Annotated in this window: 20 protein-coding genes; 12 read left to right on the plus strand and 8 right to left on the minus strand. The window is 50.1% G+C overall.

What is annotated here, in order from left to right; translation table 11 throughout:
- Window positions 1-42: 42 nt before the first annotated feature.
- The gene (locus ACKFKF_RS10135) at window positions 43-1,875 is read left to right on the plus strand and encodes an ATP-binding protein (protein ID WP_446867615.1); all 1,833 of its coding nucleotides are present in this window, start codon (window positions 43-45) and stop codon (window positions 1,873-1,875) included.
- A 100-nt stretch (window positions 1,876-1,975) separates the two neighbouring features.
- Here the strand turns inward: ACKFKF_RS10135 and ACKFKF_RS10140 are convergent, their stop codons facing one another.
- Complete coding sequence (locus tag ACKFKF_RS10140; protein ID WP_446867616.1) at window positions 1,976-3,223, minus strand: DMT family transporter; 1,248 nt, start codon at window positions 3,221-3,223, stop codon at window positions 1,976-1,978.
- A gap of 92 nt (window positions 3,224-3,315) precedes the next feature.
- A complete protein-coding gene (locus ACKFKF_RS10145) occupies window positions 3,316-4,584 on the minus strand; it encodes an inorganic phosphate transporter (protein WP_446867617.1) in 1,269 nt (422 codons plus the stop codon).
- 88 nt (window positions 4,585-4,672) lie between these two features.
- On the opposite strand from ACKFKF_RS10145, the gene ACKFKF_RS10150 reads away from it, so the two are divergent.
- The 3 genes from ACKFKF_RS10150 to ACKFKF_RS10160 all read left to right on the plus strand — a co-directional run bounded on the left by ACKFKF_RS10150 (window position 4,673) and on the right by ACKFKF_RS10160 (window position 5,689).
- Complete coding sequence (locus ACKFKF_RS10150) at window positions 4,673-4,822, plus strand: hypothetical protein (RefSeq protein ID WP_446867618.1); 150 nt, start codon at window positions 4,673-4,675, stop codon at window positions 4,820-4,822.
- A gap of 62 nt (window positions 4,823-4,884) precedes the next feature.
- Window positions 4,885-5,421, plus strand: a complete 537-nt coding sequence (locus ACKFKF_RS10155; RefSeq protein ID WP_446867619.1) for a hypothetical protein — start codon at window positions 4,885-4,887, stop codon at window positions 5,419-5,421.
- Between the two features lie 130 nt (window positions 5,422-5,551).
- Window positions 5,552-5,689, plus strand: coding sequence for a hypothetical protein (locus ACKFKF_RS10160; RefSeq protein WP_446867620.1), 138 nt, complete (start codon window positions 5,552-5,554; stop codon window positions 5,687-5,689).
- Between the two features lie 21 nt (window positions 5,690-5,710).
- Here ACKFKF_RS10160 and ACKFKF_RS10165 read toward each other — a convergent pair whose 3' ends face one another.
- Entirely contained in the window at window positions 5,711-6,151 is a 441-nt protein-coding gene (locus tag ACKFKF_RS10165) for a DUF6036 family nucleotidyltransferase (protein WP_446867621.1), read from the minus strand.
- Between the two features lie 352 nt (window positions 6,152-6,503).
- Here ACKFKF_RS10165 and ACKFKF_RS10170 point away from each other — a divergent pair, with 352 nt between their 5' ends.
- Window positions 6,504-7,217 (plus strand): RNA ligase family protein, encoded by a 714-nt coding sequence (locus tag ACKFKF_RS10170; RefSeq protein WP_446867647.1) that lies wholly within the window; start codon window positions 6,504-6,506, stop codon window positions 7,215-7,217.
- A 364-nt stretch (window positions 7,218-7,581) separates the two neighbouring features.
- Here ACKFKF_RS10170 and alaS read toward each other — a convergent pair whose 3' ends face one another.
- A complete protein-coding gene (gene alaS, locus ACKFKF_RS10175; protein WP_446867622.1) occupies window positions 7,582-10,203 on the minus strand; it encodes an alanine--tRNA ligase in 2,622 nt (873 codons plus the stop codon).
- A gap of 174 nt (window positions 10,204-10,377) precedes the next feature.
- Here alaS and ACKFKF_RS10180 point away from each other — a divergent pair, with 174 nt between their 5' ends.
- Window positions 10,378-10,953: a TVP38/TMEM64 family protein gene (locus ACKFKF_RS10180; RefSeq protein ID WP_446857594.1), complete on the plus strand. Its 576-nt coding sequence runs from the start codon at window positions 10,378-10,380 to the stop codon at window positions 10,951-10,953.
- A gap of 119 nt (window positions 10,954-11,072) precedes the next feature.
- Here the strand turns inward: ACKFKF_RS10180 and ACKFKF_RS10185 are convergent, their stop codons facing one another.
- Window positions 11,073-11,702 (minus strand): FHA domain-containing protein, encoded by a 630-nt coding sequence (locus tag ACKFKF_RS10185; RefSeq protein WP_446867623.1) that lies wholly within the window; start codon window positions 11,700-11,702, stop codon window positions 11,073-11,075.
- Window positions 11,703-11,898: 196 nt separating this feature from the next.
- Between ACKFKF_RS10185 and ACKFKF_RS10190 the strand changes: the two genes are divergently transcribed.
- The 3 genes from ACKFKF_RS10190 to ACKFKF_RS10200 all read left to right on the plus strand — a co-directional run bounded on the left by ACKFKF_RS10190 (window position 11,899) and on the right by ACKFKF_RS10200 (window position 14,637).
- Window positions 11,899-12,114, plus strand: a complete 216-nt coding sequence (locus tag ACKFKF_RS10190) for a DNA-directed RNA polymerase subunit alpha C-terminal domain-containing protein (RefSeq protein WP_446857596.1) — start codon at window positions 11,899-11,901, stop codon at window positions 12,112-12,114.
- A 22-nt stretch (window positions 12,115-12,136) separates the two neighbouring features.
- Window positions 12,137-13,657, plus strand: a complete 1,521-nt coding sequence (locus ACKFKF_RS10195) for a hypothetical protein (protein WP_446867624.1) — start codon at window positions 12,137-12,139, stop codon at window positions 13,655-13,657.
- Window positions 13,658-14,319: 662 nt separating this feature from the next.
- A complete protein-coding gene (locus tag ACKFKF_RS10200) occupies window positions 14,320-14,637 on the plus strand; it encodes a DUF6679 family protein (RefSeq protein ID WP_446857598.1) in 318 nt (105 codons plus the stop codon).
- A gap of 47 nt (window positions 14,638-14,684) precedes the next feature.
- Here ACKFKF_RS10200 and ACKFKF_RS10205 read toward each other — a convergent pair whose 3' ends face one another.
- Together ACKFKF_RS10205 and ACKFKF_RS10210 are read right to left on the minus strand one after the other, a co-directional pair.
- Entirely contained in the window at window positions 14,685-15,047 is a 363-nt protein-coding gene (locus tag ACKFKF_RS10205; protein ID WP_446857599.1) for a cupin domain-containing protein, read from the minus strand.
- 28 nt (window positions 15,048-15,075) lie between these two features.
- Window positions 15,076-15,357 (minus strand): hypothetical protein, encoded by a 282-nt coding sequence (locus tag ACKFKF_RS10210; RefSeq protein ID WP_446857600.1) that lies wholly within the window; start codon window positions 15,355-15,357, stop codon window positions 15,076-15,078.
- Window positions 15,358-15,561: 204 nt separating this feature from the next.
- Here ACKFKF_RS10210 and ACKFKF_RS10215 point away from each other — a divergent pair, with 204 nt between their 5' ends.
- The 3 genes from ACKFKF_RS10215 (at window position 15,562) to ACKFKF_RS10225 (ending at window position 20,501) form a co-directional block, all read left to right on the plus strand.
- The gene (locus ACKFKF_RS10215; protein ID WP_446867625.1) at window positions 15,562-17,034 is read left to right on the plus strand and encodes an HlyD family efflux transporter periplasmic adaptor subunit; all 1,473 of its coding nucleotides are present in this window, start codon (window positions 15,562-15,564) and stop codon (window positions 17,032-17,034) included.
- 399 nt (window positions 17,035-17,433) lie between these two features.
- Window positions 17,434-18,789, plus strand: coding sequence for a 30S ribosomal protein S12 methylthiotransferase RimO (gene rimO / locus ACKFKF_RS10220; protein WP_446867626.1), 1,356 nt, complete (start codon window positions 17,434-17,436; stop codon window positions 18,787-18,789).
- 278 nt (window positions 18,790-19,067) lie between these two features.
- Window positions 19,068-20,501: a DEAD/DEAH box helicase gene (locus ACKFKF_RS10225; RefSeq protein WP_446867627.1), complete on the plus strand. Its 1,434-nt coding sequence runs from the start codon at window positions 19,068-19,070 to the stop codon at window positions 20,499-20,501.
- Between the two features lie 379 nt (window positions 20,502-20,880).
- Here the strand turns inward: ACKFKF_RS10225 and ACKFKF_RS10230 are convergent, their stop codons facing one another.
- Complete coding sequence (locus tag ACKFKF_RS10230) at window positions 20,881-23,613, minus strand: hybrid sensor histidine kinase/response regulator (RefSeq protein ID WP_446867628.1); 2,733 nt, start codon at window positions 23,611-23,613, stop codon at window positions 20,881-20,883.
- Between the last annotated feature and the right edge of the window lie 97 nt (window positions 23,614-23,710).

Consider the following 23,710-nt stretch of genomic DNA (forward strand, 5'->3'; position numbering starts at 1 on the left):
ACCATCCTAAAGTGTTGAATTGCATTCTCTCCCCAAAGCACTGTGAGCAATGAGAACCAAAGTGACCCACCTGCACCCACCCCTCATGAATTGCCTGTGTTTAGAGAGCCGCTTGAATGGTTACGGCGATCGCCTCCCTGGTTACAAGTCGTCTTAGTCGTCACAATTTATTTGACCCTTTGGTATGGACTGGATCTCATGGCTGTGAGATTTGAGTCAGCCCCCGAAATTCAAGTCTGGTATCCGCCTTCTGCCCTGGATGTCGTCCTTTTGCTGGTGTTTGGTCTGCGCTTTTGGCCGACCCTGCTGCTTAATACGTTCATCCATCACTGGTTTGTGAGTCCTCGCCAACTGCCGATCGAGACGCTGATTGTCTTTGATGTTGTCACGACGATCGGTTACACCGGGGCTTGCTGGCTATTGCTCAAAGTCTTAAAAATTAATCCTCGACTTCGGCAACTGCGCGATGTGATTTGGTTTACGGTGATCGCGGCTCTGATTGCCCCCCTGATTATTGCGTTCTTACAAGTCGTTAATTTTGCCACGATCGGACTGATTCCCTGGTCACAGTGGCTCATGCTTACATTGCACTACTGCGCGGGCGACTCGACAGGAATTGGGATGTTAGCCCCTTTTTTGCTGGTATTGCTGCGAAAGGTGCCCTGGATCTGGCTACATCGAGAAGCGCGACCCCTTGCGGGTAACTCGAAGAGATCGCGTCAAGATTTGGGTGGAGATGATGAGTTGCGCTGGCCGTCGCGTCAAGGAATCCCGGTTCTGTTGTTTCATGTGACACTACTGGCAGCAGGAATCTGGGTCGGCTATGGCACTCCCCGTGGCACAAGTTTGGACTATACCTACTTTGTATTTTTGCCGATGATCTGGATTGCGATTCAGTATGGGTTTCCGAGAGCAACGGCGACTGTTTTGGGGATCAATCTGGGCGTAGCGTTCTTAGTCGGTTCTCGGAGCGGGGCTGCCAATACGCTGGCGCTGCAATTTGGTCTGATGGGCTTTACGCATACCGGGATTGTGTTGGGAGCGATCGCCACTGAGCGCAAACGAGCCGCCCAAAGACTCAAACAAATGTATCAGCGCGTCAGAACGTTAAATCGAGGGCTAGAACGTCAGGTTCACGAGCGCACGGCTCAACTCAATCAACAAATGCAGCAGCTTCAGCAGTTGGGTCATCTCAAGGATGACTTTTTGAGTACCGTTTCTCACGAATTGCGAAGTCCGATGGCTAACATGAAAGTGGCGATTCGGATGTTACAACTGTCTTCAAACCACGAACATCGCGATCGCTACTTAGAAATTTTGCAGCACGAGTGCGATCGCGAAACAGCCCTGATCAATGATTTGCTGGATTTACAACGGATCGAAGCAGGCGCAGACATTGCAGAAATGCAATCACTTTGTCTTCAAACTTGGCTCCCCGTGATCGTCGATACCTTTCAAGAACGCGCTCAGTCGGGTCAACAAGTTCTCCGCCTTCATCTAGACAGTCACCTGCCTGCTGTAATCACCGACCCCGCCAAATTAGAGCGAATTGTCACAGAGCTACTCACCAACGCCTGCAAATACACCCCGCCGGGTGGAGAAATCACCATCTGTGTCACTTTGCCCCCTCCAGAAGTCGAAGCCGTGACGCTAAGAGTCTGCAATACCAGCGTCGAGATTCCCCCAGTCGAGTTGAGCCGCATTTTTGAGAAGTTTTACCGCATTCCGATGGGCGATCGCTGGAAACAAGGCGGCACTGGATTAGGACTGGCTCTCGTCGAAAAATTAGTCGAGCAACTAGGCGCACAGATTCGAGTTGAGAGTCGATCGCTTCAAATTGTTTTTACGATTGATTTGCCTTCTACGCCGCCCTAGGTTTTTTGCATTCTTTGCCACTCAACTGATGCTTCAAGCTTGAAGGGGTGGCTTGAGAAGACTGTTGCAATGGTACTTTACAAATGTTCTGCGTTTCTAACTACTTAGCGGCTTTGGCCCGTCCGATCGAGCGCATTCGTTCAAAACTTAAAGCCGTCACGCCGATCGTCACTAGAAAAATTCCAATGATCTGTTCGCTCAACAGAGGAAAGTGCAAAATCAGAACTGCTAACAATGCCGTCACGACTGGGCCGCTAGAGGCCACGATCGACGCTCTCGCCGCACCCATTTGACGCACTCCAAAGTTATTCGTCAGATAACCCACCAGCGTCAACGCTCCCAAAACAACGCCGCCCACTAGAAAGCCCCACCGCTTTTCAGGCAGCACAAACACACCTAACTGCAAGGGCAACGACAAAATCAAGCTCGACATAAAGAAGATCGTCACAAACTGCACCAGACTCACGGGCACCGGATGAAGCTTCTTGAAGCCAAGCTGCATAAAAATTAGATAAAAGGCAAACGCCACACCCGCAAAAATCGCAGCCATAATGCCCGTCGAAGACACTGTGCCCGTTTGTTTGAAACTGGGAACGGCGGTAAAAATCACCCCTAGCAAAATCGTCAACATCACACCCAACCGCAGGCGCGTCGGTCGATCGCCAAACAGCCACCAAGCCAACGGCACCGTCACCAACGGATACATAAACAAAATCGTGACTGCAACACCTGGGCCAACCGCTCCGATCGCAATATAGATCAACACTTGAGACAAAAACAAAAACCCACCGCTACAAATCACATTGGACAAGGGACGGCGATCGCGATCCAACAACAATTGCTTGATATCACTCCACACAGGCGGATAAAGCCAGCCCGCAACGATCGCCATCATCGGCACGACCACCAGCATTCTCATCCACAAAATCAAGAGCGAATTACCCAAACTTGGTCGAATAAATCCGCCAAACGAAAGGATGCCAAACAAATCGATCGGAGTCCCAATGATCATGCGAACAATCACATTGTGAATCGAGAGCGCCAGCGTCGAAATCAAAACCAACAGCAGCCCAAACTGCGTCACCCGTAATTGAGTCAGCCTTGTGCGAAACGGAAGCGGAGCAGCAGGCACTTCTAAAGGAATCGGATAGGCGCGTCGAGCAGACGGCTGGGGAGGTAACTGAGCCTGCAAATCAGCAACTTCTTGCATCAGCCGCATTTTTTGGGCCTGCAACTGATTGATCTCGTAAGACAACTTGGCGCTCATCGCTTGCAGACGCTTGATGTCGGGCGATTCAGCATTTGCACCCTCAGCCCCAAAACGGTTTCGCTTATCCTCTAGACTCATGAGTGTTTGTCCTTGCCCCTGCTGTTCGCGGTCAGGCTTTTCGTCTTCACAAAAACTTTATCAGCCTGTTTGGTATTGTTCCCAATAAAACATTAGTTGAGCAGAATGGGTAGGAATCTCTGAACAAGCGATCGCGCAATCACAAAAATTACGGCGCTGAGTCCGGCTGAAATGGGGATGGTCACAAGCCAGGTGAGGGCGATCGATCGCAGCGTTTTTCCTTGAATTGATTTCAGTCCTTGCACCAGTCCCACGCCGACGACTCCCCCCACCAGCGCATGAGACGTAGAAACGGGCAAACCAAACCGAGAAGCCGCCAAAATCGTCGTTGCGGTTGCCAATTCTGCACAAAATCCGCCGCTGGGCTGTAGAGAAATAATGCCTTCGCCGATCGTCGCAATCACTTTTTTTCCCAAAACCGCCAATCCTGCCACGATGCCCATGCCGCCCAGCACAAGAATCCACAAAGGAACTCGAAAGTCCTGTAGGGGAACGGTTCCCGTTTGGGAGATAGAGACGATCGCCGCCAACGGTGCGATCGCGTTTCCTACATCATTTGAGCCGTGAGCAAACGCCACAAAGCAAGCGCTAACCACCTGAAACCGGGCGAGAAAGGATTCGGGAAGCGGCTCTTTTTTTTCTAGCTGTCGCCAACTCGTGAAGGTGAGCGCGATCGCTCCCATGCCGCCCATCACCAAGGGAATATCGTGAGCGGGAATGAGCAGGTGAAGCCGATCGCTAAGAACTTTCTGAATCGGTTCGCTTAAGGTGGGCAGCACAATCACGCCAAACACCCCAATCAACACAGCACTCAGCCAGGGAATCCATTCTTGAAGTTGGGCGATCGGGTCAGGCTGATCGAGAATCCAACGCTTGATCACACGATAGAAACTCGCGGCGATCGCTCCACTGACCACGGGCGTGACGACCCACGTTAAGGAAATGATGCCGAGCGACGACCAATTCACCGCTTGCGGATTGATCGCAACACAGGCAAACCCGGCGATCGCGCCCACCGTGGCATGAGACGACGAAACCGGAAAGCCAAACACGGTTGCAATGTTGAGCCAAATGCCCGCAGCAATCAGAACGGCAATCATGCCCAACAAAAAAATCTGCGGCATTGAGGCAAACGATTCTAAGTTCACCACGCCTGTTGCCAATTTTGCAGAAACTTCTTGCCCAAAGAGAACGGCTCCAGTGAATTCCAAAATGCCCGCAATGACGATCGCTTGCCTCAAGGTCACCGCTTTGGAGCCGACGGACGTTCCCATCGAGTTTGCGACATCATTTGCGCCCAGATTCCAGGCGAGGTAAAACGCCAAAGCACTCGTCAAAATCAACAGAAAAGGCTGATCCATAAATTCGGGAATCCTAAAACTTTAAAGTGAAGCTTTCCATTGATTTCGCTGCATCTACAATTTTCACCTTTTAATCAAAGCAGCACATATGAATCTTACTCATCAGATTAGAGAAAATTTAGACAATCCTGCTGAGTTAGAGCGATTATTTCGAGAAGATGCGGAAGCGTTTCAAGTCGCGTTTGAGTTGTTTGTTCATCTAGTTAGATCGTTAGCCCAACTCTTGTTGATAAGGTAAAGTCATGTTTAAGAGAGTACTGCAAAGGTTTATCCAAACGTCCGCTTTTGAGAGGTAAATTGATGTCGAAGGGAAAAAAGGAGGACGATGTTTTTAGACAGATTTTTGAAAGACTTGTAGTACCAGTCTTAGTGGCAATCCTTGTCGGAAGCTCCCTCCCGTGGTGGTGGCCGAAGATTGATGATAATACAGCAGATGAGCCACCCCCTAATCTATTGTTGACAACGGGGCGATACGGTCGCGATGGAAGTCTGTTCAGAGGTACGTCCAGGATCATTGCTAAGGTGGGAGGAAAAATGTGCATTGCACTTGTAAATGGCACACCTACTCCTTATAGAGGCAACTCTGAGATTGTTATTAGTAGTTTATCGTGGAGTGATGGAAAACTTCATGTAGATGCGACTAGCGAGCAGTTAGTGATTCTTAACCGAACTTCATTTAGGAGCGAGATTGATTCACGTGATTCTTGGAAGCTAGAAACTGAGAAGATAGAGAATTCATACAGAACACGTCTAAACACATGCTTAGAGAGTGATGGTAAATACAAATATAGTGGATTGGGTAACTTCATTGATGGAATTCCCTTCCCTAACCCTTAATTGAGAGAGTTAGCCTCCATGTTAGTATTCCGCGATCGCGTTTCGTCTAGCCTCGTATGGCACTACACCCAATCGAGTCGTTGTTTTAGTTGCAAACCTATTAGTCTTTGGCAATCTGGCTGGAATGCTCGTGCAGTACGTAAGATTCTTTTTTGGGAAAGCGTCGATCGCATCGATCAAAAACTGGATTACAAGCTATCTACCTTTATATGGAATTTGGGCAGCGATCGTGCTATTCACATTTCCATTTCTCTTTGCCTTTAAGTAAGCTATCCCCAAGCTTTTCTTTTCAATTGTTCAAATTCTCTAAGTCAGCTAAGTCCTGTAGTCTTCCTGATGCTTTCTTATTGATCTTCAAGTTCTCTAAGTCAATAAAGTTCACTGTCATTCCATCTATTACAATCTCAAGCTTTGAATTAAAGCAAGTCACAAAATCAACACCATCGGGCGTAGTGATTAGATCAATACGATTAGGGGGATATCCCAACTGAATCACCTGATCAGGGGTGAGAAAATCTTCAGGGGTCATTTCAAGAGAGCCAAAACCAAACTGTTGCAATGTCTGCATAATATTGGTGGCATTGTCTGGTGCCATCTCGATCCAAATATCAATATCTTTTGTGTAGCGAGGATAGCCATGAACCGCTACCGCATAGCCGCCAATCACAAGATAGCGAACCTGATTATCGTTTAATAACTGTATAAACTCTTTGAAATCCTGGTTCAGCATGATATTTCCATTGATGGAACTCTTGGCGGATTTCCTCTAAGGCAGCAAGACGCAAGTGATGAGGCTGATCTCGCCAATAAGCAGTGTCCTGTTTAGCGGATCTCATACTGGTTTTCACAACTTGAATTGAACGGCGAGTATAAGAATGCATCGGCAAAACTTACAGGCTTTCACATAAGTGCATTATAAACCGCAGAGTTAGCCAAAATTGCATCGAACGAAGCCGCGACCCTTAGCGGGTAACTCGAAGCGACCCCTTGCGGGTAACTCGAAGAGATCGCACCCATCAATTCCACAACATCTACGATACAGTTATACTACATGGATATTACAAAACTTATAACCAACGGTGATGAAGCCTTTAGGCATCAAGAATTATGGGCATATTCCGCACCTTCCTGGCTCCCGACTCGGCACAGGAGATCACACCTGCAATCCGGGACAGGCGAAAATTGCGACCAAAAAACTTCGCGATCGGCGTGATCAAGTGATCGTTCAAGAAAAACTAGACGGCTCAAATGTAGGTGTAGCCCTTCTAGATGGCAAGCTGTATCCCTTGATTCGATCGGGCTATGTGGCGAACGCTTCGCCCTATGAGCAGCACCAATATTTTTATCAATGGGTTTGGCTACACGAAGATCGGTTTCGCAGCGTCTTGAAGAATGGAGAACGACTAATCGGAGAATGGCTTTTGCAAGCCCACGGAACGCGCTATCACTTGACTCACGAGCCGTTTGTCGCCTTCGATCTCATGCAGGCAGGTCGGCGGGTTGGCTATGAAGAATTTTGCGATCGCCTCGCCCCTACTTTCACGATTCCCCGATTGATTCATCAAGGAGAAGCCTTCGCGATCGAGCAAGCCCTAACAGCAGTCTCAACCTCCGGACATGGAGCGATCGATCCCGTCGAAGGAGCAATTTGGCGCATCGAACGAGACGGTAAATTCGATTTCTTGTGCAAATTCGTCCGCCACGACAAGCAAGACGGCTGCTACCTCCCAGAAACCTACGGTCAAATCGTCTGGAATGTAGAACCTAAAAGCATTTTGGCGATTAACGCAAATTAATCTAACGTGATATTCGATGAGAGTTTTTCCGCTGCGTTGCTCATGGCTTTTGCCCCCCAACCCCCAATTTTAGGGGACTTTCAGAGAGGAATTCTGGTTCAAAGTCCCTCACTCGTGGGGGATTTAGGGGGCGTTCCTGGATCTAAAAGCGAAGCGAAGCGTTCATCGAACTGACGTTAATTTAACGTGATATTCGATGAAAATTTTTGCTGCGGTTCGTCAGTCCGGAAACATCCCCTAACTCTTCGACCAGTGAGAGACTTTGAACTAAAGTTCTTGTCCTAAAGTCCCCCAAGATTGGCAGCTTGGAGGGCAGAAGACCAGAACAACGCAGCGAAAAACTTTCATCGAATTCAAGGAGCGGCTACTGTAAGCCTGATTTAAGTTGATTTTGAGCTTCAGCGAGGGCATCGGGGAGCTTGCTGGCATCACGTCCACCGGCCTGAGCCAGATTGGGACGGCCGCCGCCACCACCACCGCAAAGTTTAGCGATCGCTCCCACCAGTTTCCCAGCCTGCAAGCCTTTCTTAACCACTGCTGGACTGAATGCCCCCACCAAACTCACCTTTCCTGCTTCGGGCACCGATCCTAAAACGACCGCCCCTTCGCCTAGTTTTTGGAGAAGTTGTTCTGCGGCGGTTTTGAGCGATTCGGGATCGACGGATTCGAGTTGGGCGACCAGAATTTTGAAGTCACCAACCGATTCAGCCTGGGTGAGTAGCTGATCGGCTTTGGCAACCGCAAGCTGGCCTTTGAGCGTGTCGAGTTGTTTTTGGGTGGTTTTGAGTTCGGTTTGCAGCGTCGTAATGCGATCGGGAATCTCTTCGGGCTTGACCTTAAAGCGATCGCTCAACTCGCGCACAATGGTATCTCGCACATTCAGATATTCCAAGACGGCGGTTCCGGCGATCGCTTCGATCCGACGAATGCCAGCCGCGACTCCAGACTCAGACACGATTTTGAAGATGCCAATTTCTGCCGTGTTGCTGACGTGGGTTCCGCCACATAGCTCCATTGAGATACCGGGGACATCCAACACGCGCACCGTTTCGGAATATTTTTCACCAAACATTGCGATCGCGCCTTTCTCTTTGGCTTCGGTCAGCCCCATGACGTAGGTGTTGGCGGTGTGTGCCTCAGCGATCCAGGTGTTGACCAGTTCTTCGATTTGGTGCAGTTCGTCTGACGTAATCAAGCGAGGGCAATTAAAGTCAAAGCGCAGGCGATCGAACGACACGAGCGACCCTGCTTGAGAAATGCCGTCATCGACAATTTTCTTTAAAGCAGACTGCAATAAGTGCGTTGCGGTGTGATGCGCCTGGGCCCGACGACGACATGCCAGATCGATCTGAGCCGTGACAGACTCGCCAACGCGCAAGGTTCCCCGTTCAATCCGTCCAAAATGCACCGAGAAAGCGGATTCTTTTTTCACATCCTCAATTCGCACCAAAACGGACTCGCCGGAGAGATAGCCACGATCGCCAATTTGTCCCCCGGATTCCGCATAAAACGGCGTTTGATCCAGGATGACTTGAACTTGTGCGCCTGCCTCTGCTGATTCGATCGGTTCGCCTTCGACAAGTAAAAGCTGAATCGTGGATTGGCTCGACGGTTGAGAATATCCTAAAAACTCAGTCGCTTGAATCGTTTCAGCCAGTTTATCGAGTTCGCCTTGAACGGTAAGGTCGATCGTTTTGTGAGCCGCTTTTGCCCGTTCTCGCTGCGCTTTCATTTCGGCTTCAAAGCCTTCTGTATCGACAGTTAATCCCTTTTCTTCGGCAACTTCTTGCGTCAGTTCTAGCGGAAAGCCATAGGTGTCATAGAGAACAAAGGCATCTTGTCCAGAAATTTGATCCGTCACTTTTGACAGAATTTCATCCAGCAGTTTTTCGCCTCGTTCTAGCGTTTCTCTAAAGCGGGATTCTTCTTTTTGCAGTTCGTTTTTGATCGTGTCTGCTTTTTGCCGAACTTTGGGATAGGCGGATTCTGAGAGGTCGATCGCCGCTTCTGCCACCTGTGGAGTAAATTCGTGATTAATGCCGATCAATCGTCCATGTCTAACCACTCGTCGGATCAGCCGCCGCAACACATAGCCTCGACCTTCATTCGTCGCAGTGATTCCATCCGCAATCATATGAACGACTGCCCGAATGTGATCGCCAATGACTTTGAGTGAAACTTTTGTAGTCTCGTCAGCATTGTCATAGCTGATTCCAGCAATTTGCGCCGCTGTCTCCACAATCGGAAAAATCAGATCCGTTTCGTAGTTATTTGGCTTCTTTTGCAGGATCTGCGCCATTCGCTCTAAGCCAAGCCCCGTATCAATATTTTTGTTTGCCAACGGAGTCAGATTGCCGTCTGCGTCCCGATTGTATTGCATAAATACCAGATTGTAGTATTCAATAAATCGGCTATCGTCTTCGAGGTCAAGTACCGCGTCTCCTTGCTCAGGATGAAAGTCGTAGTAAAGCTCAGAAGAAGGGCCGCACGGGCCAGTCGGGCCAGATGCCCAAAAGTTGTCCTTCTCACCCATGCGCTGAATTCGATGCGCCGGGATGCCAACTTCGTCACGCCAGATTGCAAACGCTTCGTCATCATCTTCAAACACGCTGACCACGATTCGTTCTGGTGGCAATTGATAAACCTGCGTCGAAAGCTCCCATGCCCAGGCGATCGCCTGCGACTTAAAATAATCGCCAAAGCTAAAATTGCCCAACATCTCAAAAAACGTGTGGTGTCGTGCCGTTCGTCCCACATTCTCGATATCGTTGGTGCGAATGCACTTCTGAGCCGTCGTCGCCCGTGGCACTTCTGCCTGCTGCTGTCCCAAAAAGATCGGCTTGAATGGCAACATCCCGGCGATCGTCAACAACACGGTCGGATCTTCGGGCACCAGAGAAGCACTGGGCAAAATTTTGTGTCCACGCGCTGCAAAAAAATCGAGAAACTGTTGTCGGAGATGAGAGCCGCTAGTGAGAATAGACATGACAGTACGCAGATGGAGGGACGAAGCTACAGATCTCTCTATATTAGTCATGACGCACCCCTGACGGAGCAAGATTCCATCAAAATTGGAACGAATGCTGGAGTGCAGAAATCAGAACTTGTAGATACCGTTCTTCCTTATCTTTCGATTTAGCTTTGAGCCTGCCGTCCAACTATGCAAAATAAACTAAGACTCAAGAAAGCGTTGGTAGCAATTCTGCTATTCACACTCACGTATGTTGGCATGGCGATCGTGCTTCAAAAAGTTGGTTTAGAAAACGCTCATCTTTTTATTAGAAATTCAGGCATTTGGGCACCTGTTATTTTTGTGATAGTTTGTGCTTCTACGCTGATTGTTGCGCCTTTGAGCGGGAGTTCTATCTTTGTATTAGGCGGCGTTTTGTTTGGCAAAGATTCTGCTTTTTTCTTGAGTTTCTTTGCTTCCCTAATCGGCTGTAGCATCAATTTTTGGCTTTCAAGAACCTTTGGTCGTCACCTTGCAGAACGCTTGATCGGCAAAACAGATCTAGAGCAGTTAGACCGCTTAATCAATCGCTTATCGGCTCAACAAAGCATCTTCTACATCATTTTACTAATGCCGCTTTCACAGGATATCGTCAGCTACGCCGTGGGTCTAACCAGAGTCAACTATTGGAGATTTTTGGTCGCGCTAATTGTGAGTGCGATCGCCGTCGTGGCCGCTTATGTTTATCTAGGCAGCAGCTTACTTGAATTCTTCATTCAACGCTGAGATCACGAATTGAACAAACCTAACGTCTCAAAGTCTTCCAGAATGAGGGTTGGGGGGCAGAAGCCGTAAACACCGCAGCAAAAAACCTAACTGAATCCACCTTCATCGCCTCGATCGCGCTAGTCCCCAAACGCAGTTCTCCGCGTCTCTCGATGGCTAAAGCGGCTAAACACTTCGGGATGAATCAGATCCAACGTGCGAGAGGTTTGGCTGACGTAAAACGAGAATTCGGTATGACCCAAACACACTTGATCGCCATCCCGCAAAACCTGACGCTGTTTGACCCGATCGCCGTTCACACAAGACCCATTCATACTATTGAGATCCAGCAGATAAAACTGGCGGTCTGCATACAAAATCACAGCATGACGGCGCGACATTTTGCGATCTTGAAGCGGTAAGGCGGCTGCCCGATGGCGACCGATCGTCCAGACTCCTTGAGATTGAATCAATGTCTGAGACTGATCTTGCAGCAAATTGGTAATCAAATAGACCTGTCCCGATTGCAAAACGCCCTGTACGTATTTAGGCTTGAGGTCGATCGCCGTTTTTTCAAACTCACTGTCAGATTGCTCATTGAGGTCAATTAGCAGCGTTTGTTTGGCAGCGGCACTTTCCTCAGAGATCTCGTCCAAATCGTTCCAAAAAGCTTCATCGGCAGCCTCAACCTCAGAAACTGCTTGAAACACGGATACGATCGGGTCGCGATCGTCGGATTGATTTTCAGGGGGAATGGGTTCTGAGTTCATAATTCTTGCAACAGACTGCAATCTGAGTGGTGTCTACGACAGGATGCCCTAGAGTTCCCTAGCAAAATTGCCCTTAACCGCTTTCTTTTGCACAATTTAGAACAGACCCTAATTCCCTTTGAGGGCAAACTTTTGATCGAAATCGTTTTTGAGCGCAGGCACCCTACACTAGAAGGCACAGTTTACGCCGATGACCATGAATGACTCCCTTGATCGCGTCCCTATCGAAGACCTGCAACTCTCGATAAAAGCGATCGGCTGTCTCAAACGGACACAAATCTACACGATCGCCGATCTAATGAACTATACCCAGGAAGATCTTAAAATTCTAGATCCCCAATCTGGCGAAGAGGTGATCTCAGCCCTACAAGAAAAAATGGGGCTAACCCTGCCGCTCAACGATCTGCAATAGTCCTTTCTGAATATCGGTTCCCATGCAAACGCCGACCGCACCCGCCAAACCATTTCCGCAGCCCCTCGATCGCGTCTCGATCGCGGTGATCCTGTTGCTGGCTATTTTGATCGGAGCGTTGATTTTAAGCGGCGATCGCAGCGCTCCACGAGTTCGAGCATTCAACTGGCAAGGCAAACAAATTGGAGCAGACGACAGCGCCTTTGTCTTCACCTTTAGCCGCCCGATGAATCATCTCAGCGTCGAGCAAAACTTAAAAATCGACCCACCTCTACCCGGAAAATTTAGCTGGTCAGGCCGCCGCATGGCCTACACGCTCACCACTCCCGCCCCCTACGGCACGACCTTTCAAGTCAAGCTCGAAAACGCCCAAGATCGCTTCACCGGATCTAGTCGAGCCAGCATCCAACCCTTCAGAGGACAGTTTCAGAGCCGCGATCGCGCTTTTGCCTACATTGGGGTCGAAGGAGACGACGCAGGCCGGTTGATCCTCTTCAACTTGAGCAAGCAAGAAAAGAAAGTGCTGACCCCCGCCAATCTATTGGTCATGGACTTTAAGCCTTACCCAGACAGCGATCGTATTTTGTTTGCGGCGACCGATCGCGCCCAACAAGCCCAATCCCTTGTCGAACAAAAGCTCTACACCGTCACGACGGGCATCTCGATTCAATCTCCCGCCGAGCTAGGTACCCAATCCGCTAACCTGCCCTTTTTACCTGAATCGCCCCCCGCCCCCCAGCCCGCAGGTCAGGTCAATCTTGTCCTCGACAACGCAGAGTATCAAAACCTCAAATTTGATCTGTCTGCTGATGGAAATGTCATTGTTGTGCAGCGCGTCAATCGCAAAAATACCAACGATTTTGGCCCGTGGATTCTCCGAAAGGACGCTCCCGCTCAACCCCTCGACAGCAAGCAGCCCGGTGGAGAATTTTTGATCACACCCGACAGCGCATCGCTAGCCATCACCCAGGGACAGGGACTCGCCCTCCTACCCCTTCAGCCCCAAGCCGACCCCCTGGACTTTTTGCCCAAATTTGGCACTGTCTTAGACTTCTCCAAAGATGGCTCCTCAGCCGCAATGGTAAAATTTAACAACGACTACACCCGATCGCTCTATCTGATCAGCAACCAGGGCACCCAAAAAGAAATCTTCAAAACCACTGGCTCGATTCTCAGCGCTCAGTTTGACCCCACCAAACAAATCCTCTACTGTCTGCTGACCAATCTGGTGCCCGGAGCCAACTATCAAGAACAGCCTTACCTGGCGGCGATCGATCTCAAAGCTGCCGTCGCGGACACTGACCCCCTCAAAGCCCTTTATCCTCTAGTCCTACTGCCCAAACAGCGAGACATTCAGATCAGCCTCGCCCCCGACGGACTGGCCTTACTCTTTGACCAGACTGACACAAATGCTCAAAGATCGGACGGGAAAGAAATCGCCAACAGTCGTCTCTGGCTTCTTCCTCTGACAGGCGATCTCACCGTCAAAGCCCAACCCGAATCGCTCCCCCTACCTGGTTTTCATCCCCGCTGGCTTCTCTAAGGTTCAAAAAGAACAGACAAAAAGACAGACAAAACCTGTTTTACTTCATCCCGTATCCCCAGCAGAGACCCCTTCATAGACCTTTTTCTAATAATTGATCGATTTGTATCAACAACTCCGCTTAACAGTCGATAGAATAGTTGGTAGAATCCGATACTTAAAGACGGCTCAATTTGCAAGCCTTCTTAGAGGTTCATTCACCTAATGGGAACACTCAGCACAATGGCTAGATTCATGGCTAGATTCCTCACTGCCTCGCCGCTTCTTGTTAACCGACACCGAGCTAACACCGTTCTGCTTCCTGGCCCGTTTCGGCCTTGCATCCAGTGAGTTGAGCGTCCTGTTTGCCTCAAATTTTCCTCAAACAATGATCCCAATCCTTAGCCACTCAGGACAGATGCATCGATTCAATCGCCCTTTGCAAGTCCTGTCCTTAGCTAGAATTTTTAATCCCTGGTCTAGCGCTAGTCTTAATCTTATGCATCAAAGGCTTGCCCCAAAGACGACGCTTCCCCCCGATGGGTTAAAAGCCAGGGTATTCGCAGCAGGGAAACAATTGTGCCATTGCCCCTTGCTGATTTGAGAAAATGCGGGTGCTCTAATGCTAGAGTTGCCCCATTACGACACATTTCAAAAGTCATTTTGCTCAGGAGAAGCAACTTATGCTACACCGCAAGATCTATCAACTCTGTAGTGATGGTCGTGAAGTTTGGATTTTCTTGCGGGACCAGCAACGCTGGATTGAGCGCGCCAAGATTCTCGACATTGAGGGTGATCTGGTGACGCTGCGCTATGAAACCGAGGAAGACGACGAAAATTGCTCTTGGGAAGAGATGGTGCGACTGGAAAGCATTGGTGCTGTGACTCAAAAGCTGGCATCAGTTCCCAAAGGGAATGTAGAGCCACTGGTTTCTGACGACTGCCCCGAAGCAGAACAAATTCCTAACAACCGTCACTATCCAGAGGCAAACCCAGAATAGAGTCAGCTAGGGGGCGGATTGGCGACAATCGTTTCTTCCCCCTTTACTCACTCATAAATCGTCTCATCCTTCTGCTTCCAGGCTGGGTCAACAATACAGATAAAGACGATCGGTTCACTCCCTGTATTTTGCAAAAACTGCTTTGCGTTCGGAGGAATATAAATTGCATCCCCAGGCCCAATGGTCTGGGTTTCTGCGTTAATGTGCATTTCACCCGTACCACTGAGAATGTAGTACACCTCAGAGGTAGTGAGAGAATGGGCAATCGACGTTTGTCCGATCGGCACAATGGCCTGAGCCAGACTGTACCGCAAACTCAATGACTGTTTAGCAGGATGCAACAACTCTCTCAGCAGCGTCCCATGGCCCGCCACAATCTCAGGACAATCCTTTAGTTTTCGTACCAGCATGACTTACCTTCGACAAACTCCCTTAATCCTAATAGGGAGAAGGAGCTGGCGTATAGTCAGGGCAGTTGATTGCATCTTCAGACAGCGCTATAGAAGGGTGAACCGTACACTTTAGCGTGTAGTCCCCTGTAAAATATTGACAGTCCGCACAGGGAATTCGATGCATCTCCCGCGCTTTGCTAAACCCAGACATGGCCATCGAAGCAATACTCCAGACGGTCAACAAAACGAATGTCCAGGCAAAGAAGAAACAGATCGGAACCAAAAACGGCTGGAGAGCCTGAACGATCGGATATAAAAGTTGAAACACGATGCGCTAAATAAGGGATGAAACTTGGGCAATTTAAGATCAATCTTAGTGATCTGCCGACCGTCTGCGCCCTAGCTTAAGGCTTATTCAGCGCCCAACACATTCTGTTACTTTAGACGGTCTGTTTCTTTGCACGACTGCGACGATCGGCTATGGTGTACCTAGATTCAAGCTTCGCTGTCCACCCCCTGACACTCATCTCTTATGCGAGTTTCTCTGTCTAACTCTCCCGCCCAATCTCAACAAGTCAAACAACAGCTTGCCCAGCCCGAAGAGTCGCTCTCGTTTGAGTTGGGGAAAGCCGTGCAGGAATTGCCGCCGCTCTACACGCGCATTCTGGCAGGTACGATTACCTTTATTGTGCTGGGCACGATCGGCTGGGCCCATTTCAGCAAAATTGAGGAAGTGGCCGTCGCCAACGGCAAGTTGATTCCTTCGACCGAGGTGCGTCCCGTTCGTTCTCTAGGCGCAGGCAGCGTCACTGAGACAAAAGTCAGCGTGGGATCAACGGTCAAAAAAGGAGACGTGTTAGTCACGATCGATCCTGGGTCTGCTGAGACGAGTGTGATCAGTTTAGAGCAAGATGCCGCCAAGATTCGCGAAGACATTGCTCGCCTCCAGGTTGAGAGAAGCGGTCAGGGCGAAGCTGGGACTCCTCTACAAGATGAGCTAATCGCAACCCGTCAACAAGAGTTTTCTAAGAAACAAGCGGGCGCGATCGCCGATGCCAACAGCAGAGCCGGAGCATACCAAGAGTCTCAGTCTGAGCTAGTCCGATTTCAGGAAAACCTGACCGCCGCCCAAACCACGTTAGACAATGCCACCGCTAACAAAATTCAGGCAGAAAACTCGTTGGCGCTGGCTCAAAAACGTCAAGCAATGCTCAAACCCCTCGAAAATTCAGGGGCGATCCCTAACCAGGAAGTGATCAGAGCCGCTCAAGAAGTCACTCAGTCCACCCAGCAAGTCATCAGCGCAGACAACCAGATTGCGGAAGCGGAAGATCGGATTGGCTCTCTGAGAAATAAGATTCAGTCTCAGCAAGGGCAAGTTCAGCAAACCCAGCAGGCATACGAGGCCGCAAAAAATGCGGCTCAGGGGCTAAGTCCTCAACGTCAGGCAGAAGTCCTCATCCAACTCAATCAGCGTCAAGAAGAATTGACCAAAAAACTGGGTGAACTCGCTGTCGCCAAACAGCAGCAGAGCGATCGCGAGTCGGTCAAAGCGCCGTTTGATGGCAAAGTTTACAACTTGAAGGTGACGCAAGGGCCGGTTCAGCAAGGCGAAGAACTCCTGTCGATTTCTCCAACGGATCAGGATCTCGTGCTAGAAGTCAAAGTGTTAAACCGAGACATTGGCTTTATTCAACCTGGTATGAAGGCAAAAGTGAAACTGGCAACCTTTCCTTTTCAGGAATTTGGGGTGGTAGAAGGCGATGTGATTTCGGTGAGTCCCGATGCGGTCGTTGAGAAGGATGAAAATGGACGAGACATGGGGCCCGTCTTCTTGACCAGAGTGCGCCTCAACAAACGAGCGATCGACGTGAGAGGAAAAGCCGTCGAACTCACTCCCGGTATGGCGGCCTCGGCGGAGATCGTCACCCGCAAAAAATCAATTCTCACCTTCATCACAGAGCCTGTCACCCGACGATTTAGCGAAGCGTTCTCAGTGAGATAGGCATCCACCAACGCCACTGGCTAAAGACCTTAGAGAGATCCCTGGCTTCGATCAGGCGTTGGGGATCTCATCGTTATGGTGCAACCATTCAAGCAGGATTGCTGAATTCGCCTAAACAAGGCCCAAAGTTTTGAAACTTGTTGCCAGAAAGCGCTAGAATAGCCTCTCAGTTCTGCATCCCTCCCTACACTCCTGAAAGAAAAATAATTGTTTAACAGAACGTAATATTTGCAGAACTGCGTTATCATAGAGACCAATACAACAAAGCGATTGCATTATCTGTATCCAACAAGCATTTACTGCCTGGATTGTGAAGCGAGGGGACAGACCATCGCACCCGCGATCGCTACAGTTCATCCCTGTCACTGACCTTTCGTTCTCCCTCCATTCAGGTATTTCATGGGCAACAAGCCAACCATTGCCATCTCGCATTTAGGGTGCGAAAAAAATCGAATCGATACCGAACATATGCTGGGTCTGCTGGTGCAAGCCGGATACTCTGTTGATGCCGATGAAGCGCTGGCAGATTATGTTATTGTAAATACTTGCAGCTTTATTCAAGCGGCCCGTGAGGAATCTGTTCGCACTTTAGTTGAGTTGGCAGAATCCGACAAAAAGATTGTGATCACAGGCTGCATGGCGCAGCATTTTCAAGAAGAACTGTTAGAAGAACTTCCAGAAGCCGTTGCGCTAGTCGGGACGGGCGATTACCACAAGATTGTGGACGTGATCGAGCGGGCCGAGACAGGCGAACGAGTCAAAGAAGTTTCTCAAGAGCCGACGTATATCGCGGACGAGACGACTCCTCGGTATCGCACCACGACTGAGGGCGTTGCCTATCTGAGAATTGCCGAAGGCTGCGACTACCGTTGTGCCTTTTGCATCATTCCTCATTTGCGCGGCAACCAGCGATCGCGGACGATTGAATCGATCGTTGCCGAAGCGGAACAGCTTGCCTCTGAAGGAGTCAAAGAGATCATCTTGATCTCCCAGATCACGACCAACTACGGTCTAGACATTTACGGCGAACCGAGACTGACAGAGTTAATTCGAGCCTTGGGGCAGGTTGATATTCCTTGGATTCGGATGCACTATGCCTATCCCACGGGGCTGACTCCCAAAGTGATCGAGGCAATTCAGCAAACGCCCAACGTTTTGCCTTATTTAGACTTGCCCCTTCAGCACTCCGATCCTGAGATCTTACGGGCGATGAATCGTCCCTGGCAGGGTCGGGTCAATGACGGCATTATCGATCGCATCAAAACTGCGATTCCGAATGCTGTCTTGCGTACAACCTTCATCGTTGGTTTTCCCGGTGAAACAGAAGAACAGTTTCAGCATCTGCTGCAATTTGTTCGACGACACGAGTTCGATCATGTAGGCGTGTTCACTTTCTCACCCGAAGAAGGCACTGCCGCCTACGAGTTGCCCCATCCAGTACACCAGTCGGTGATGGATGCCCGTCGCGATGCCCTGATGCAGCTTCAGCAACCGATTTCTCTCAAAAAGAATCGATCGCAGATTGGTCAGGTTGTCGATGTCTTGATTGAGCAAGAAAATCCCCAAACAGGTGAATTAGTGGGGCGTTCTGCCCGCTTTTCGCCAGAGGTTGACGGACTGGTTTATGTCCAGGGTGAAGCCTCGTTGGGGTCGATCGTGCCTGTGGCGATCGTGGATGCTGACGTGTACGACCTGTATGGGCGAGTTGCGACCGCAGCCGACCTGATGCAGCACTCACTTGTTACGTCACGATAGTTGCGATTTGATGTCTACGATTTGACGTCTACCACAAAAGTGCCGGATGAACTGATTCTGACCTTTTAGAATCCGATCCCCGCTTCTCACACTCTTTTTCACACACGACCGACGCGCCTTTTTCGACAGTTGTCCGCAGCAGGATTGATTGTGCCCCGGCACCCGCAGTTCTGATGAGATTCCGTGACTGGGTTTCAGCACTCCCTTGAGTCCATTTGCTCAGTCAGATATCCTCTGTCGAGTCTTGGCGTTTGACCTTGACACCTCTAGGAGATTCAATGACCCTTTCTTTCCAAAGCCTTGGACTTTCTGAAACCCGGATTCGCCAATTAGAAGAACTTGGCTTTACCGCTCCAACTGCCATTCAAGCCCAAGCAATTCCTCATCTGATGTCTGGGCGCGATGTCGTCGGACAAGCTCAAACCGGGACAGGCAAAACGGCGGCTTTTTCACTGCCTATTCTGGAGCGGCTTGATGCCAAAAATCCCGCAGTGCAAGCGTTAATCCTAACTCCGACTCGCGAGTTGGCCATGCAGGTTTGCCAAGCGATTAAAACCTTTGTAGACGATCGCCGCGTTAAGGTCGTCACGATTTACGGCGGACAGTCGATCGACCAGCAAATTTCTCAACTAAGAAGAGGCGCTCAAATCGTCGTCGGCACACCGGGACGAGTGATCGACCTGCTAGGCCGAGGCGACCTCAAGCTCGACCAACTCGGCTGGATGGTGCTGGACGAAGCGGATGAAATGCTCAACATGGGCTTCATCCAAGACGTAGAAAAAATCCTGAGTAAGGCACCCCCTGAGCGGCAAACGGCTTTCTTCTCAGCCACGATGGAGCCTTCGATCCGCAAGCTGGTGACGAAGTTTCTGAGATCGCCGATCACCGTGACGATCGAGCAGCCCAAAGCCGCTCCCAATCGGATCAATCAAGTCGCTTACACGATTCCTCGCGGGTGGACAAAGGCACGATCGCTGCAACCCATTCTCGAACTCGAAGATCCCGAATCGGCGATCATCTTCGTACGGACTCGTCGCGCTGCGGCAGAATTGACCAGCCAACTGCAAGCCGCCGGACACAGCGTAGATGAATACCACGGCGATTTGACTCAGACCCAGAGAGAACGCCTGTTGTTGCGGTTCCGTCAGCGTCAGGTGCGTTGGGTGGTGGCAACCGATATCGCGGCGCGTGGGCTTCACGTCGATGACCTGACCCATGTGATCAACTACGATCTGCCGGACAGCGTTGAGAGTTACGTTCACCGGATTGGTCGGACAGGCCGCGCTGGTAAAGAAGGAACGGCTCTGTCGATCGTTCATGCCCTTGATCGTCGCAAACTGCGTGACATCGAAAACCACGTTCGTCAGCGTTTAGAAATTCGCAACGTCCCGACTCGTGCCGAAATCGAAGCGCGTCAGCTAGAAAAACTGCAAGAGCAAGTTAAAGAAGCTCTGGCGGGTGAGCGGATGGCTTCCTTCTTGCCGATCGTGGCCCAGCTTGCTGAAGAGTATGAACCTCATGCGATCGCGGCGGCGGCTCTACAAATGGTCTATGACAAAACCCGTCCTTCCTGGATGACTTCGGGAAGTGATGCGGCGGATGATGCGCCTCGTGGCGGTAGTCATCGCAATGGTGGCGGCGGTCACCATAACGGTGGCGGTAATGGTTCTGATAAGCCGAAGCCGATCAAACGAGTCAAGACTGCTCACTAATTAACGTCAGTTCGATGAACGCTTCGCTTTTAGATTCAGGAACGCCCCCTAGATCCCCCACATGTGAGGGACTTTGAACCAGAATTCTCTCTGAAAGTCTCCCAAAATTGGCAGATTGGGGAGCAGGAGCCGTGAACAACGAAGCGAAAAAACTCTCATCGAATTCACGTTAATCACCGTTTGAATGAATGAGGCGGGTTGAGAATGATTCTTGACTCGCTTTTTTCGTGCGATCGTTTTTCTTCTAAACCAAAATGAATTTGACCCCTTGCGGGGAACTCGAAGAGATCGAGTGTTTCGCTTTGGTCGTGAGTGCTAGAGCGCCGATTCAAAGTTCTATATTTATGGGGGCACTGGATTTGTAATCGTAGTGAGGCAGTTAATCGAACCTACGTTGAAGCAGCGTCGTGATCAAGCGGACAAATTCTTCGGGATCGATCGGTTTCGACAGATGGGTATCAAATCCGGCTGCGATCGCTTGTTGGCGATTTCCTTCTCCCGCGTAGGCAGTGAGGGCGATCGCTGGCGTTCTCAGGTTGGATTGTCGGAGTTGGCGGATCAGCGCGTAGCCGTCCATGTGAGGCATTCCGATATCGCTGACCAGAAGATCGGGGTTGAGCGTTGAAAAGATTTGCAGCGCTTGAGAGGCAGAGGAGGCAGCCGTCACCTTTGCACCATGAAGCTCTAACACAAATTGGATAAACTCGCGCGAGTCTGGCTCATCATCGACAATCAAAACTTGAACCCCGTTGAGGTCAAGCGTTTGGGCGGCAGGAGTCAGCATAGCCGTATCTGTAACGGTCTGATGATGAATGGGCAACTGTACTGTAAATGTGGCTCCTTTGCCTTCTCCAGGGCTGGTTGCCCGGACGGTGCCACCGTGGAGTTCGACGATTTGCTTGACGATCGACAGTCCCAGTCCCAGTCCGCCGTATTGTCTTGTAATCGTGCTGTCTGCCTGACGAAAAGCCTCAAAAACGCAGGGTAGAAAGTCTGCATGAATGCCTTTTCCGGTATCGGTGACGTGAATTTGAGCAACGGAATTCCCAGCTTGAGCATTGAGGGCGGAGGATTGTAGCCTAACTTGAACCTGACCGCCGGAGGGCGTAAACTTGACCGCATTCGAGAGCAGATTCCAAACGACTTGCTGCAAGCGACTGGCATCTCCAATCACCAACCCCACCTCTGGAGCGATCGTAGTCTGAATTTGAATTGACTTTGCCTCGGCTGACAAATGCACTGTCTCGATCGCCGCCTCAATTACCTGACCCAGATCGACCGGATCGTGAGCTAACGTCAATTTTCCGCGCAGAATTCGAGCGATGTCGAGCAGATCATCAATTAGTTGAGTTTGAATTCGAGCGTTGCGTTCGATCGCGGACAGCGCTTCGGTCACTTTTTCGTCACTCAGTTTGCGACTCTGGAGAAGCCTCGTCCAGCCGAGAATTGGATTGAGGGGCGATCGCAGTTCGTGAGACAACACGGCTAAAAATTCGTCTTTGATGCGGTTAGCTCGACTCAATTCGTCGGCTTGCTGCTGGAGTTGAATTTCGGACTGTTTGCGATCGCTGATGTCGCGAGAAATGCCAATCACCCCGATCACCTTGCCTGCTACATCGCGCCACGGATATTTGGAAGAGAGCAGCGATCGTAATTTTTTTTGCCTGGGCACTTCTTCCTCGTAGCTGACAGATTTTCCGGTCTGCATGACTTGGCAATCGATCTGCCAAATCCGTTCTGCTACGTCTGAGGGAAACAACTCAAAATCACTGCGCCCTAACATCGCATCAACGGTCGTATTTAACCAGTGAGCAGCGGTTGGATTGACGACGACATAGCGACCCTGAGTGTCTTTGACAAAAATAATGTCAGAACTGTCCTCAATGACCGATCGTAAAATGCTGTTGGTTTGAGATAGAGCAGCTTGTGCCTGTTTGCTTTCGGTAATTTCATAAACCACGACATTCACCCCTAGCACCGTGTCGTCGATCGCTTTGAGCGGATAGAGGCTCACCAGCCAATCACGCTCAACTCCCGGTTGGGATGCATTGGTGCCGCGAGCTTCAAAATTTTCTAAGGGAATTCCTGTTTGCATTACCTGGTGATAGAGCGGTTCGAGACTGTCTGCCATTTCGGGCAAAATTTCGCGCAGCGTGCGACCGATGTGAGCTTCGGCTGGAGTGCCATTGATTTCAGCCAGGCGATCATTGATCCGCACAAACCGCAAATCGGGATCGACAAAACAAAGCCCGATCGGAGCCGTGGCATAGATGGCATCAATTTCGGCAAGTCGCTGATAGGCCGTTTGTTTTTGTCTTTGCAGGGACGCTTCGGCAACTTTTTGGTCGGTGATGTTTTGAAAGTAAACGGCCAGACCAGAGGCGATCGGGTAAGCCCTCACCGCAAACCAACAGTCAAGCGGCGGATAAAACGCTTCAAAGCTAACCGTAACTTCTTGAGCAACGGCGCGATGATACTCATAATCAAACAAGCTACCGATCGCTTCAGGAAACGCTTCCCAGACATTTCTGCCGATGAGGTCGTTAAAGCCACGGTTTAAAACCTGTACGGCTTGGCTGTTGAGATAAGTGAATCGCCAGTCGCGATCGAGCGAAAAGAACGCATCGGTAATACTTTCTAGCGTGTTTGACAAATCTTGTAGCGACGCTTGGCGAAAGTAGCGATCGTGTTCGATGTTTATCGCCGGAAGTTGGGTAAACGTCGTCACTACCGCATAGGGAGTTGCTTCGCCAGCCCGAAACAGTGGCTGAGAATTGAGCGAGAGCCACATAATTTCGCAGTCTGGTCGGTGAAAGCCCATCGTTGCCGTAGAAGGCTGACCCGTTTGTAGGGCAATCATAGCGGGGTGCATCTCACCGGGGAAAGGCGATCCATCTGGGTGAATGGTTTGCCAGGGGTAATCGATCGACGTAACGCCCTCCATCTGTCCGATCGTCATGCCTAACAACCGTTCAGCGGTGGCGTTGCAGGCTTGTATCGTCCCGTCTGCCATCTGCAAAACCATGCCCATATCACTCAAATAAGTTGAGGAATTCAAGGATGTCTGAGTCAGTGAGGGGTCAGAGGCTGGGTCAGATTGCTGGCTGTACATGAACAAAAGGCATGAGATAGACAAACTGGCCGCTTAAGCACCTGGAGAGCCTGCACATTTAAAGATTTTTGCAGTCGTGCAGTGTCCTCTCAAAGGA

The sequence above is a fragment of the Phormidesmis sp. 146-12 genome, from assembly GCF_052939495.1.